Origin of the sequence: Caloranaerobacter azorensis DSM 13643 (assembly GCF_900129995.1) — a bacterium.
GTDB lineage: Bacteria > Bacillota > Clostridia > Tissierellales > Thermohalobacteraceae > Caloranaerobacter > Caloranaerobacter azorensis.
The window spans coordinates 1-13,315 of the sequence record NZ_FQXO01000062.1 but is presented as its reverse complement, the minus strand read 5'-3'; the positions used below and the strand labels follow the sequence as shown (position 1 = coordinate 13,315).

The window sequence follows — 13,315 nt, the reverse complement described above, 5'->3', positions numbered from 1 at the left end:
TGTTATAGCATATGGTATATCTGTTAAACTTGTTTTTATCTTCATCTTTGCTGCAATTGATAAAGCTAATATATTTTCCATTGGTATGTGCTTATTTTTCTTTCGCTTATCTTTAAATACTTTTGTTAAATCCTTTATTAACCCCTTTCTATTCATTTTCATTATTATATCGTCTATTAAATTTGGAAAACTTATATCAGCTGCATCAATTCTTCCATTTTTAATTGATTCTATTATTTTTTCTTTGTCTTTTCTACTTATCTGCATCATATATTATTTATCGGCACTTTTTATCAATATCTTAAATTACGAATTGAAGTATTATGTAATATTAAGTATATTATTTATTTTTGTTAAGATATCACTAAAAAGTTTCCTCAGAAATTCTAATACCCTTTCTAAAACTGATTTTATTTCTTGATTCTCTTTTGAGAGTTCATTAAGTTTGTCAGATATCCCTTTAAGCTGCTTTTTTATTTCTTTCAAGTTAAGATTTAATTCTGATATATCTTTCATAAGTTTAACTATTTCATCAATCTCTTCCTTTTCGAGTTTTATATTCAACTCATTTGAAATTTTTATAACTATTTCCCTTATTTTATCTTCTTCCTTTAAATCTTTGGCAATAACTTCTTCTTTAATCTCTTTAATGAGCTGACTAGCTTGTTTTTTGCCTATTCTCTGCCCGAGTTCTCCTGTTTTAGCTATTTCCTCATTAGCTACATCTTTTTCTCTTTCACCTATTTTATTACCTGTTGCACTTTCAAAGGCCTTAATAATACCAGTTAACGCTGCCGTACCAGATACTTCATAAGGTGCTGCTACTTTAACTTTTGCATCTTTGATACCAGCTGTAACTAATGCATTCATATACATTTCTTTGGTAACCCATGTTATATTGTAAGTTTCAACGCTAATACCTTCATTATCACTTAATTTCTTAACATAAGCGGATGAAATGGCTTTAGTCCCAATTAGTTTTTTATCTATATATTTACCTAAATATTTTCTTTCTTCACTATTTGTTACTTTAATTATCTTAACATTGTCTTTGACATTAAATAACTCTAAAATCTCATTTTTCTGTTTCTCCGTTAAATCTTCACCTATACTGACAACAACATCAAAATCTTGAGCATACGTAATAGAACCTATAAACACAAGAATCAAAATTATTACAATGAACATTTTTATATTCACAAACAATCCCCTCCTATGCAGGATTTTCTAAAGAATTCTCGTCAAAAGGAAAAATATAAAAATTAGTAATAATATATGTAATATCCACCAGCTAACCGATAAAAAACTGAACCTACTAATGCCGAATTTATTTTTATTATCTTTTTTGTCCATAAAACCCTCCTGATTTACTTAATTTAAAACTTTAAGATTATTCTTTGCAAAAAAGATTCTCATATACAAAAAATGCGACAAAGCTGCATTACAGGCTGTTGACAAACTTATGTTTTTTGTATTTATGAAAATGAAAGCGAATGCTTGAAAGAATTTAGTTAAAAAACTAGGTGAAAATTTTTTAGAAAATCCGTAGGTTTAACAGGATGTCAAACCAGCATCCTACAAGACAGGAGGTCTTGATTAGGTGCGTTAGGATTTTCTAAAAATTTGAGCCTTTAGTTTTTTCTAAATTCGTCCGCATGAGCGTCATTTTCATAAAATATTTTACTTTGTCAACAAGCTCAAATGCGACAAAGTCGCATTACCCATTAATTTATTTAAAATTTCTTAATAAAGTTCAACTGTATAAAGATTTGTGCATAGATATATTGAGGCTATAAATTGAGATGGAAGGTGATGGCGATGTTTTCATTTCTTAAAAATTTATTAAATGATTCTAAATTCAAAAAAGATTTGAAACTCAATATGTATCAAATAATTGAAATTGAAAGAGATAGAATAAGGGCTATTGTTTATCAATAATTTTAAGGCGGTTTATAACCGCCTTAAAATTATTTTATCTATAATTTCAATCCCTGTTTTTCAAACTCAGCCTTTATTCTTTCATAAACTTCATCTGATGAAATCTCTACTTTTTCACCAGTAGCTCTTAATACAAATTCTACTATGTTTTCACTTGCCTTTCTTCCAACTGTTATTCTTATAGGTATACCAATTAAATCAGCATCATTAAACTTAACTCCCGGCCTTTCATTTCTATCATCTAATAATACTTCAATTCCTTTATCCATTAATTCTTTATATAGTTTTTCTCCTAAATTTACTTGTTCTTCTTTTTTAGTGCTAACTATAGTTATTATTACATGATATGGCGCTACCGATAGAGGCCATATTATACCTTTTTCATCGTAATTTTGTTCTATTATCGCAGCCATAGTTCTCGAAATACCAACTCCATATGAACCCATAAAAAAGTATTTTTCTTTTCCATTTTCATCTAAAAATGTAGCATTTAAACTTTCGCTGTATTTAGTTCCTAATTGGAATATATTACCTACCTCTATACCTCTAGCTATCTTCAATGGTTCTCCGCACTTTGGACATAAATCTCCTTCTTCTACTAATAATAAATCTTCAACTACCTGACCTTCAAAATCTCTACCATAATTTACATTTTTAATATGATAGTCCGTTTCATTAGCCCCTACTATAAAGTTTTTCATTTGAGTTATCCTAGAATCTACTATTAACTTAACTTTTTCACTTATACCAATAGGTCCTGCAAACCCTACTTCAGCCCCCGTAACTTCTTTAACTATTTCTTCATTTGCCATTTCTAATTCATGATCTCTTACACCAAATAGGTTGCATAGTTTAACCTCGTTAACTTCTCTGTTTCCCGGTACTAACACCGCTACTATTTCATCTTTTATTTTATAAATCAACGTTTTTACAAATTTATCTGCTGGAACATTTAAAAACTTTACTAATTGTTCGATAGTTTTAACATTTGGTGTATAAATTTTTTCAGTTTCTAATTCGGCATCTTCATCTATATTTAAATTATATATACATTTAGCTTTTTCATCAGTAGCAGCATAATCACATTTTTCACAATAAGCCATTTGACTTTCTCCAACATCGGACATAGCCATGAATTCATGGGAATCACTTCCTCCCATTGCACCTGAGTCGCCTTCAACTACTTTAAATTTTAATCCACATCTAGTAAATATCTTTTCATAAGCCTTCCACATTATTTTATAAGATTCTCTCATACCTTCTTCATCTTTATCAAAACTATAAGCGTCTTTCATTAAAAATTCTCTACTTCTCATAAGACCAAATCTAGGTCTTTTTTCATCTCTATACTTAGTCTGTATCTGATAAATATTTAAAGGCAATTGTTTATATGACTTTACCTCATCTCTTATAAGGTCTGTAAAATACTCCTCATGTGTAGGTCCTAAACAGAACTCTCTTCCATGTCTGTCTTTAAGTCTAAACATCTCTGGACCAAATTCATACCAGCGTCTACTTTCCTGCCATATTTCAGCTGGCTGTATAGCTGACATAAGCACTTCCTGTGCTCCTGCAGCATCCATCTCTTCTCTTACTATTTGTTCTATTTTCCTCATTACTCTGTATCCAAGAGGTAAGAAAGAGTAAACCCCTGAAACTAACTTTCTTATCATACCTGCTCTTAATAAAAGCTGATGACTTGGAATTTCTGCTTCTGAAGGAACTTCTCTAAGTGTTGGCATATACATCCTTGACATTCTCATAAAATCTACTCCTTTCTTATTATTCTTTTCTAAAAATCAAAAAACCTTCACCCCTATAATTCTAGGGACGAAGGTTATCCGCGTTACCACCCTAATTGGCTAAAAATATAGCCCTCTCTTAAATATCTAACGGTATTAACCGTCTAGACCTACTAATTTCAGTCTAGAAGCTCAGGGACGGGTTCGATAAACAGCGGGTCAGAAATCTTTCAGCCAAGGATTTCCTCTCTGTAGACCTTGATTATCTACTATTTCCCCTCTTCGCCGATATTATTAATTTTAAAATTTATAATACTAAAAATCTTAATATTTGTCAATCAGTTTCTAAAAATTACCGTTTCTTTATTAAACATTTTCACCGTTACCATTAATGCTATAGATATATAAATTATTACCCAAATTAAAACTACACCTATATGTACTGGATTATAAATAGAAACTAATGCCTCTTTAATAATTGAAATTACATTTATTACCGGAATATGAAAATAAGCATTAGGTATTGCTTTTCCATCTAAATACATAGTCAAATAAGCCGGTATAAGCATTATAATCGTTACCGGTGTTAAATAAGTCTGAGCCTCTTTAAAGTTTCTTGCATAGAAACTAATTGCCAATTCTAAACTACTAAAAGTTAAAGTCAGTCCTATACAGAACAAACCTATAATTAAAATCGTATTTATAGGTAGAGTGCTTATAGTACCAAATAAATCTGCTTTCAACTTCGTTGCTATAATAAAACCAGTCAGAGATGCTAAAGTAGCTATAATTCCAGCAACAACAACTGTAAAATATTTACCTATCAATAATGAAATTCTATTTACTTTAGTAGTTAAAAGAGGTTCAAGTGTTTGTCTTTCTTTTTCTCCAGCACCTAAATCAGTAGCTGCAGGTATGCCTCCAACCGCTGACCATATAGTGAGAAACATAGGAAGCATCATAGAAAACATAATAATACCAAATCCATCTTCTTTAGCTACCGAGATAGCCTTTATATCGACTACCTTAAGTATATTATTATCTGCTCCAAGTTCTTTTAATCTCTTAGATACAATAATTTTCGAATAATCATTTATTATAGATTTTAATTTAGGATACGCCATTGAAGATTTTTGACTAGATTCGTCATACATTATTTCAACTGTACCAAATTCACCTTTATTCACTTTTTCATCAAAATATTTATCAATTTTTACTATAGCCTTAACCTCAAGTTTTTCTAAAGATTTTTCGGGCTCATCTGTATTTATAATATTTATCCCTTGGTGCGCATTTAAATATTTCAAAAGGCCATTATCATTCTCTGAAATAACAGCTATATCAATAGGTTTAGCCCCTTCTTCTATGATTTCAGAAGCCCCACTGCCCAATGCCAAACTTAAAATAGGAAATATAAGTATTGGTATTATGATGCTAGTGAATATAGTTTTTCTATCTCTAAATGTGTCCTTCATCTCTTTTTTAAACACTATCCAAATGTATTTAAGCATTGCTATCACCCACTAACTTAATAAAAATATCTTCTAAATCCATATTGTTATATTTCTGCATCAATAAAGTCAATGACGATATCTCTATCATCTTACCCTTATGAATTATCCCTACTGTATCACAAAGTTTTTCAACCTCTTTCATAGAATGGCTTGAAAAAATAATAGTTTTACCCTGCTGCTTTAAGTCTAATATAAACTCATGCACAATATTAATAGCAGTTACATCTAACCCCGATGTAGGTTCATCAAAAAGCATTATATCAGGATCATGCACTATACTCCTAGCAATGGCTACCTTCTGTTTCATCCCCTTTGAAAATTTGCCAACTCTCCTGTCAATATATTCTCCCATTCCTAATTTCTCCGTTAGAAACTCTATTCTCTTTCTAATTTCTCTCTTGTCCATACCATTAAGTAGTCCAAAATATTCTATATTCTCTCTCGCCGTCAATCTATCATAAAGTCCTGTTTCACCTCCAAAAAGTATCCCTATCTGTCCTCTTGCTCTTTCAGGATCTTTAATAATATCATAACCATTTAATCCTGCCGTTCCAAATGTCGGCTTAAGTATTGTCGCTAATAATCTCAATGTAGTAGTTTTACCTGCTCCATTTTCACCTAATAAACCAAAAACTTCCCCCTTACTTACATTGAAAGATATTCCTTTTACGGCTTCAACTTCTTTAAATTTCTTTCCTAAATTCAAAACTTCTATCAATATATATCCCTCCATTACTTTTTACATAGAGTACAAATAGAATGTGCCGAAATTCCTTCTTTTCTTCCCTCAAACCCAAGCCTTTCAGTAGTTGTTGCTTTTATACTAATATCATCTACTGGTATATTAAGTATACTAGATATATTACTTCTCATTTCCTCTATATATGGAGCTATTTTAGGTTCTTGTGCCACAATAATGCTATCTATGTTATTCACCCTGTAACCTCTATCATGTATTAACTCATTAACCTTACGTAATAATTTCATGCTCGAAATGCCTTTATATTTAACGTCATTATCCGGAAAATGCTTACCTATATCTCCTAATGCTAAAGCTCCAAGCATACTGTCCATAATAGCATGTATAAGTACATCGGCATCAGAATGCCCCAATAACCCTTTGTCATATTCTATATGGACTCCGCCTAAAATCAGCTTTCTTCCTTCTACTAATTTATGTACATCATAACCTATTCCAACCCTCATAATCTCTGCCCTCCTCTATTTATCAACTAAAGTCTCTGCAATTATTAAATCTTCTGGTGTTGTTATTTTAATATTACTATAATCACCCATAACGATTTTAACTTTATATCCTATCCTCTCTACTAACATACTGTCATCTGTACCTAAAAAATTATCTAATTTAGCTTTTTCATATGCCTTAAGTATCAAATCATATCTAAATGTTTGAGGAGTCTGAATTGCCCATAATTCTTTTCTATTCGGAGTACTTATAATTTCACCATTTAAATCAACTTTTTTGATAGTATCTTTGACAGGAACTCCTGTTACACAGGCACCATACTCAAGTGCAAACTTTATATTCTCTTCTATAATATTTCTCTTAACAAATGGCCTCGCCCCGTCATGTATTAAAACAATATCACTCTTTTTATTTACTTCTTTAAGCCCATTATATACAGAATCTTGCCTTTCTTTTCCCCCTTGGATTACCTTTTTAACTTTATCTAATTTATATTTATCAATGATTTCTTTTTGACAAAAATCAATTTCATCATACCTAGTAACTACTATAATTTCATCTATATAATCGCATTTATTAAATTCCATCAAAGTACGAGCTAATACAGGAATATCTTTTATCTTTATAAATTGCTTATTAATTTTACTGTTCATTCTCTTGCCCATGCCTGCTGCTGGTACTATAACGGAAATATATTTCCCTAAATAGCTCATTATCACACCTCACTTAAAATTCAATCACTTGCATAAAGCATAGAAAGCATTATCTTGAATTATAATTCATTTTCCACTAACTGTCAAATATAGCCCCAAAAAAAATTAGACCCGACTGAAGTCAGGGTTTAAACTATAAACAAAATATCACCATAAATAATTTAAAAAATAAAAGCGAATAATTACAAAGCTTTAGCAAAGAAAACTTGATAAATAATTTTAGAAAAATTCGTAGGTTTGACAGGATGTCAAACCAGCATCCTACAAGACAGGATGTCTTGATTAGGTGCGTTAGAATTTTTCAAAATTATGAATCCTAGTTTTCTCTAAAGATTTGTCTATGAGCGTTATTTTTTAATTTTTATAAATATATTTTATAAATATAACTTTATCAACAAACAAAGCCCGACTGAAGTCGGGCCATTAAACAGCTTTATCTACCATTGATTTTGGTTTCGCAAATATCATTCTTCCAGCTGCAGTTTGTAAAACACTTGTAACCATAACATCAATAGTCTCACCTATATGCTTTTTACCGCCATCTACAACAATCATAGTTCCATCATCTAAATATGCCACTCCTTGTCCCGATTCTTTTCCATCTTTTATTACTTGAACTATCATTTCCTCTCCAGGAAGTACAACTGGTTTTACTGCATTTGCAAGCTCATTAATATTTAACACATCAACCCCTTGAAATTCTGCAACTTTATTTAAGTTAAAATCATTAGTAACTACTTTACCTTTAAGTATTTGAGCCAATTTTAATAATTTACTATCAACCTCATTAATATCCTCAAAATCTTTATCATAGATTATAACTTCTATATCAATCTCTTTTTGTATTTTATTTAGAATATCAAGACCTCTTCTACCTCTATTCCTTTTAAGCGCATCTGATGAATCGGCTATATGTCTTAATTCTTCTAAAACAAATTCCGGAATTACTAAAGGACCTTCGATAAAACCAGTCTTACATATATCAGCTATCCTACCATCTATTATTACGCTAGTATCTAGTATTTTAGGTTGAACTTTAGTTCCTTTAAATGCTTTATCTTTACTACTCGATCTTTTTAAAACACTTAATACATTAAAAAAATCTTCTCTCTTCTTTGTTGGAACTATTACTCCAAGATATCCAAATAATAAATATAACAGTATAGATATTACTACTCCTAAATATGGAATACCCAAATTAAAAAAAGGCTGACTGCTTAAATAAGCGATAATCAATCCAACTATAAGTCCGATAGAACCCAACACTATATCTGTAGCCGGAACTTGTTGAAGTTCACCTTCAACACTGCTTGCAATATTTCTTGCCGCAAAAAGAAATTTAGGAAAAGCAATATAAAATATAATTCCAAATATCAATGATGTTAAAATATAAACATACAATTTAAAATCATCATCTATAAAGTTGAGAACTTCAGTAGAATACAATAGACTAACTACTCCATATCCTAAAAACATACTAAAAATTGTTAGTACTACCCTTATAATCCTTTGAACCATAAACATATCACCTCCTATTCTTATTTATCTCCATTTATGAATATTCTATAACTCTATCACAAACATTTTAACATATTTTTTAAACATTTTTAATGTTTTACATATTACTCAATCATTGAATATTGATATTCATAGAAATAAGCGTCCTTAAGACGCTATTTAACAACTTTTTCAACTAGTTCTTCAGCCTCTACCTCGCAAATATTTTTAGCTAATACTATTTCACTTATTAATATCTGTTTTGCATTATTCAGCATTTTTCTCTCTCCTGTAGATAATCCTTTTTCCCTTTCTCTTATCATTAAATTTCTAACCACACTAGCAATTTCATAAATGTTACCACTCTTTATCTTGTCCATATTTAATCTGTATCTTCTATTCCAATTTTGAGGCATCTTAGTTCTATCATCAGCTAACACAGCTAAAACCTGTTCAACTTCCTCGCTGTCTATTACTTCCCTAATCCCAATTTCATCTACATTATCTACAGGAACCATGACTTTCATATCTCCCATCGGCATCTTCATAACATAATACTTTCTTTTTTTTCCTAAAATCTCTTTTTCCTCAATTGCCTCTATAACACCAGCCCCATGCATAGGATAAACTATTTTATCACCAATACCAAACATTATATATAACCTCCTAAAATTATACATTACATTCTAATTATAGTATACAATACATCTTTTTAATTGTCAAATTTAATATTTTATCATATGTAAGAAATAGTTGTCAACCAAGTTGTCGTTTAAAGAATTTATTTAATTTTCCGAATTTTCTTTATGGTACAAACTAAACTAATTGACAAACCAATATTTTTATAAGTATAATTAAGTTAAATATAATACAGTAATTGAGGTGATTACATGCCAAATGACTTGTTGTGTGATGAATTTCAAGATATAGTCGCTGAAGTTCTAATTAGACATAAAAGTATATTGGATATTATAACAAAATTGGAAGAATCTAATGCAAGGATTAATCGTGCTTTAATAAAATCCGTAACCTCTTGTGGTTGTATCTCTATAAATGCTAAAAAACAAGAATTTAAACATGAAAGTTTAAAAGAAGCAAAAAATACTATAGATAATCATTTAGAAGGAAAAATGTGTGACTCTTGTAAGGAAAAAATTGAAGAAGAACTAGGTAAACATTTGTTTTACATTGCAGCTTTATGTAATTCTTTAGATTTAAACTTTTATGATTTGATAATTAAAGAATATAAAAAACTAAACACTTTAGGTATATATACTCTAAGATAATTTTCAAAGGCTAACAGCTATTTAGGTAGCTGCTAGCCTTTCTAAATATGTCTGTCTAATAGCGACTGCTCTTGTACTCTTCGCAGTCCCTCCTTAATAGCTCTAGCTCTTACTTCTCCTATACCCTCTACTTTATCTAAATCTGAAATTGAAGCTCTAAGTATTTCTTGAAAAGAGCCAAACATCTCTATTACATTTTCTAGCACATTATATGGAAGCCGAGGAATTTTACTCAAAATTCTATATCCTTTAGGAAATATATTTATATCTAATGAATTAATTCCGCCATCAAACCCAAGTATATTAGCAATATTGGTTAAATCTAATAAATCTTCTGATGTTAAACTGTTTATAGATTTTTTCACTTCTTCAAAATCTAACCCCTCTGTTATATAATCTTTTATTATATTTATACCATCTTCCTCAACATCTCCCATTAACTCTTCCAATTGCATACTAATCAATCTGCCTTCATTGCCAAGTTCCAATATATATTTATCAATTTCCTTAACAATCCTCATTACCATTTCAGTTCTTTGAAGTACTATCGCTACATCATAAACTGTTACCAAGTTTTCAAACTCAAGTGCACTTAAATTCGCCATAGTCTGGTCTAACACTGACTTATATTTTTCTAGAGTTTGAATAGCTTGATTAGCTTTAGATAGTATCTCACTTACATCCTTTAATACATATTTATGATTGCCCTTATATAATGTAATGATGTTCCTCCTTTGCGAAATAGAAATAACTAATTCGTTAGTCTGTTTAGCTACTCTCTCTGCCGTCCTATGCCTTATTCCCGTCTCCTTTGAAGATATAAATGGATCTGGCATTAACTGTGCATTTGCATAGAGTATTTTTTTTACATCATGACTGATAATAATTGCCCCGTCCATTTTAGCTAATTCATATAGATTAGCAGGCGTAAAATCGCTATTTATATTAAAACCGCCATCTACTATACTTAAAACTTCATCACTATCTCCTACTACTATTAACGCTCCTGTTTTGGCTCTAACTATATTCTCTAATCCTTCTCTTAAAGGCGTTCCTGGGGCCAATATTTTCAATGATTCAAATATTTCATTATTTTTGATATCCTCTTCTCTCATATCAGATTAACCTCCTAAACATATATCCAACACATCTCGTATGTTACTTGCTCCAATTATATTCATATCAGTTTTAATATTTAAACCCTTAAGGTTTGATTCTGGTATAATTGCCGTTTTAAATCCTAATTTGCTAGCCTCATTAATTCGCTTATCTATAAATGAAATACTTCTTAATTCACCAGCTAGTCCAACCTCACCCATAACTACAGTTTTTGAATCAATCTCAACATCTCTAAAACTAGATGCCAATGCACAGATTATCCCTAAATCGGCTGCCGGTTCTTTTATTTGAATTCCTCCTGTTACATTAACATATGCATCCATATTATTTAGCTGCAAACCTATCTTCTTTTCTAAAATAGCTATCATCAGTATGACTCTATTATAATCTACTCCAGTTGCAATCCTTCTCGGCATACCAAATGCGGTATAACTCACTAATGCCTGCATCTCTATAAGCATTGGCCTCGTTCCTTCAATGCTAGAAATCACAACGTTCCCCGATGCGTTAACCGGTCTGCCAGATAAAAGCATTTCAGAAGGGTTTGTTACCTCTACTAATCCTAAATCACGCATTTCAAATATACCTATCTCATTTGTAGAACCAAATCTATTTTTTACTGCTCTCAAAACTCTATAAGTATGATGACGCTCTCCTTCAAAATACAAAACCGTATCAACCATATGCTCTAATACTCTAGGGCCAGCTATTGCGCCAGATTTAGTAACATGCCCTACTATAAAAGTAGCTATTTCTCTTTCTTTAGCAATTTTCATAAGCATAGATGATATTTCTCTAACTTGACTTACGCTCCCCGGAGCAGAAGATATACTAGGAGTATAAACTGTTTGAATAGAATCTATAATAAGTATCTGTGGTTGAATATCTTTTATTACACTTAGAATTTTTTCTATATTAGTTTCTGCTAATACAAATAAATCTTCTGCACTTATTCCCAATCTGCTTGCTCTGATTTTAATTTGTTTTGCCGATTCTTCGCCTGATACATAAAGTACTTTATGCCCTTTAATCGAAATATTATTCGCTGCCTGTATTAATAAAGTCGACTTACCAATTCCAGGGTCTCCTCCAACTAATATAAGAGAACCTTTTACAATTCCCCCACCTAATACTCTATCAAATTCTTTTATACATGTGGAGACTCTAACTTCATTTTTTAATTCAACTTCCTTCAATTTTTGAGCTTTAGATGTACTAACCTCCAATATTCTAGATTGCGAACTTTTTTCATAAAATTCTTCAACAAACGTATTCCATTGTCCACATGAAGGACATTTACCAAGCCATTTAGGAGTTTCATATCCACATTCTTGACAAATAAATTTAGTTTTTATTTTAACCACTAAAAGACCTCCTAAACTCCTTATTTTAATTATTAACTATTTTTTAAACAATTATAGTATATTATTCAAATATTAGCAACAAATTAAATAAATAAACTGACAGTTAATATGAATTCATATTAACTGTCAGTTTAAATTAAAATTTTTTTAATTCTCAATTTTTTTATCAAACCTGTGATTCTTTATGTTTATATTTAGGTGTACTACCATTTTCAAGATTAATAATGAATAAATTATAATCGAAATTATAAATAACTTAGAATTTAAAAATATAGTAAATATTGACGCCATTACCATAATCAATCCAGCTATAAAAAAATGATAACCTACAAAATCAGAAACTTTCTTTTCATCTAAATAACTATATTTATTAGCATCATATCCTGCTAATACTTGAACATATTGATATTTTTTTATAACCCATCCCATAATGATTGTAAAAAGCCCTATTAAAAAGCCAACAAAACTTAATAATACATTTTCCAAACCACCCATATAACTCTTCCTCTACTATCCTTTATTATTATAATTTACTATATTTAGTATATAATAAATCATCAAAAATGTTAATATTGGTAATATAATTTAACAGAGATTTCGCATCAAATTTCCAGTAAAAAATTTATTTTTACTAAAATTTTATTTTTTAACATTTACTTGAATAACTGGGAAGCCTGTAGACCGATAGGTCTTAAAAATAGTTACACCTCCCCCTACCCCAAGAAATTTTAATAATCAATTTCCAGTTTTATTTTTAATTATGTTTTTTCAAATATTGGATTTATCCAATCAGCTTCTATAGTAAATCTTTCATCTCTTATATCTTCAATAATATCTATCTGCAACATTCTTTTCTTTCTAAATCCTCTAATACACCTAAAGAAATATAATTGCATAAGATTAAATGCTATTATTATAAACATTAGTACAGTCTC

13 protein-coding genes and 1 other annotated feature are annotated in these 13,315 nt (G+C 30.1%); of the genes, 1 reads left to right on the top strand and 12 read right to left on the bottom strand.

The window, feature by feature from the left end; translation table 11 throughout:
- From BUB51_RS09495 to BUB51_RS09455, 9 genes are all read right to left on the bottom strand, one after another.
- Positions 1-270 (bottom strand): hypothetical protein (locus BUB51_RS09495; protein ID WP_278294251.1); only part of this gene is annotated, 270 nt, incomplete at its 3' end.
- Positions 271-321: 51 nt separating this feature from the next.
- A complete protein-coding gene (locus tag BUB51_RS09490; RefSeq protein WP_242945580.1) occupies positions 322-1,200 on the bottom strand; it encodes a DUF1002 domain-containing protein in 879 nt (292 codons plus the stop codon).
- Positions 1,201-1,976: 776 nt separating this feature from the next.
- A complete protein-coding gene (locus tag BUB51_RS09485) occupies positions 1,977-3,701 on the bottom strand; it encodes a proline--tRNA ligase (protein ID WP_073197346.1) in 1,725 nt (574 codons plus the stop codon).
- A 60-nt stretch (positions 3,702-3,761) separates the two neighbouring features.
- Positions 3,762-3,972: a binding site (T-box leader), on the bottom strand.
- A gap of 46 nt (positions 3,973-4,018) precedes the next feature.
- A complete protein-coding gene (locus BUB51_RS09480) occupies positions 4,019-5,191 on the bottom strand; it encodes an ABC transporter permease (protein WP_035163830.1) in 1,173 nt (390 codons plus the stop codon).
- Complete coding sequence (locus tag BUB51_RS09475) at positions 5,184-5,912, bottom strand: ABC transporter ATP-binding protein (protein WP_073197345.1); 729 nt, start codon at positions 5,910-5,912, stop codon at positions 5,184-5,186. Before BUB51_RS09475 ends, BUB51_RS09480 begins: the two co-directional genes overlap by 8 nt.
- 14 nt (positions 5,913-5,926) lie before the next feature.
- Positions 5,927-6,400 carry a 2-C-methyl-D-erythritol 2,4-cyclodiphosphate synthase gene (gene ispF, locus BUB51_RS09470; RefSeq protein WP_073197343.1) on the bottom strand — a complete coding sequence of 158 codons (474 nt, stop codon included), beginning with the start codon at positions 6,398-6,400 and terminating at the stop codon, positions 5,927-5,929.
- A 15-nt stretch (positions 6,401-6,415) separates the two neighbouring features.
- Positions 6,416-7,114 carry a 2-C-methyl-D-erythritol 4-phosphate cytidylyltransferase gene (ispD, locus tag BUB51_RS09465; RefSeq protein WP_073197341.1) on the bottom strand — a complete coding sequence of 233 codons (699 nt, stop codon included), beginning with the start codon at positions 7,112-7,114 and terminating at the stop codon, positions 6,416-6,418.
- A 423-nt stretch (positions 7,115-7,537) separates the two neighbouring features.
- On the bottom strand, positions 7,538-8,632 hold the full coding sequence (locus BUB51_RS09460; protein WP_073197339.1) for a PIN/TRAM domain-containing protein: 1,095 nt from the start codon (positions 8,630-8,632) through the stop codon (positions 7,538-7,540).
- Positions 8,633-8,787: 155 nt separating this feature from the next.
- A complete protein-coding gene (locus BUB51_RS09455; protein WP_035163838.1) occupies positions 8,788-9,264 on the bottom strand; it encodes a CarD family transcriptional regulator in 477 nt (158 codons plus the stop codon).
- 237 nt (positions 9,265-9,501) lie between these two features.
- On the opposite strand from BUB51_RS09455, the gene BUB51_RS09450 reads away from it, so the two are divergent.
- The gene (locus tag BUB51_RS09450) at positions 9,502-9,897 is read left to right on the top strand and encodes a nucleoside triphosphate pyrophosphohydrolase family protein (RefSeq protein ID WP_073197337.1); all 396 of its coding nucleotides are present in this window, start codon (positions 9,502-9,504) and stop codon (positions 9,895-9,897) included.
- A gap of 41 nt (positions 9,898-9,938) precedes the next feature.
- Here the strand turns inward: BUB51_RS09450 and disA are convergent, their stop codons facing one another.
- From disA to BUB51_RS09435, 3 genes are all read right to left on the bottom strand, one after another.
- Positions 9,939-11,012, bottom strand: a complete 1,074-nt coding sequence (disA, locus tag BUB51_RS09445) for a DNA integrity scanning diadenylate cyclase DisA (protein ID WP_035163842.1) — start codon at positions 11,010-11,012, stop codon at positions 9,939-9,941.
- Between the two features lie 6 nt (positions 11,013-11,018).
- Positions 11,019-12,380 carry a DNA repair protein RadA gene (gene radA, locus BUB51_RS09440; protein WP_073197335.1) on the bottom strand — a complete coding sequence of 454 codons (1,362 nt, stop codon included), beginning with the start codon at positions 12,378-12,380 and terminating at the stop codon, positions 11,019-11,021.
- Positions 12,381-12,527: 147 nt separating this feature from the next.
- Positions 12,528-12,875 carry a DUF3784 domain-containing protein gene (locus BUB51_RS09435; protein ID WP_073197333.1) on the bottom strand — a complete coding sequence of 116 codons (348 nt, stop codon included), beginning with the start codon at positions 12,873-12,875 and terminating at the stop codon, positions 12,528-12,530.
- Between the last annotated feature and the right edge of the window lie 440 nt (positions 12,876-13,315).

What these genes read in the sequence shown, in the direction of transcription:
- BUB51_RS09485 (WP_073197346.1), bottom strand. Translation starts at nt 3,701, where the DNA reads ATGAGAATGTCAAGGATGTATATGCCAACACTTAGAGAAGTTCCTTCA.
- BUB51_RS09480 (WP_035163830.1), bottom strand. Translation starts at nt 5,191, where the DNA reads ATGCTTAAATACATTTGGATAGTGTTTAAAAAAGAGATGAAGGACACA.
- ispF (WP_073197343.1), bottom strand. Translation starts at nt 6,400, where the DNA reads ATGAGGGTTGGAATAGGTTATGATGTACATAAATTAGTAGAAGGAAGA.
- ispD (WP_073197341.1), bottom strand. Translation starts at nt 7,114, where the DNA reads ATGAGCTATTTAGGGAAATATATTTCCGTTATAGTACCAGCAGCAGGC.
- BUB51_RS09460 (WP_073197339.1), bottom strand. Translation starts at nt 8,632, where the DNA reads ATGGTTCAAAGGATTATAAGGGTAGTACTAACAATTTTTAGTATGTTT.
- BUB51_RS09455 (WP_035163838.1), bottom strand. Translation starts at nt 9,264, where the DNA reads ATGTTTGGTATTGGTGATAAAATAGTTTATCCTATGCATGGGGCTGGT.
- BUB51_RS09450 (WP_073197337.1), top strand. Translation starts at nt 9,502, where the DNA reads ATGCCAAATGACTTGTTGTGTGATGAATTTCAAGATATAGTCGCTGAA.
- disA (WP_035163842.1), bottom strand. Translation starts at nt 11,012, where the DNA reads ATGAGAGAAGAGGATATCAAAAATAATGAAATATTTGAATCATTGAAA.
- BUB51_RS09435 (WP_073197333.1), bottom strand. Translation starts at nt 12,875, where the DNA reads ATGGGTGGTTTGGAAAATGTATTATTAAGTTTTGTTGGCTTTTTAATA.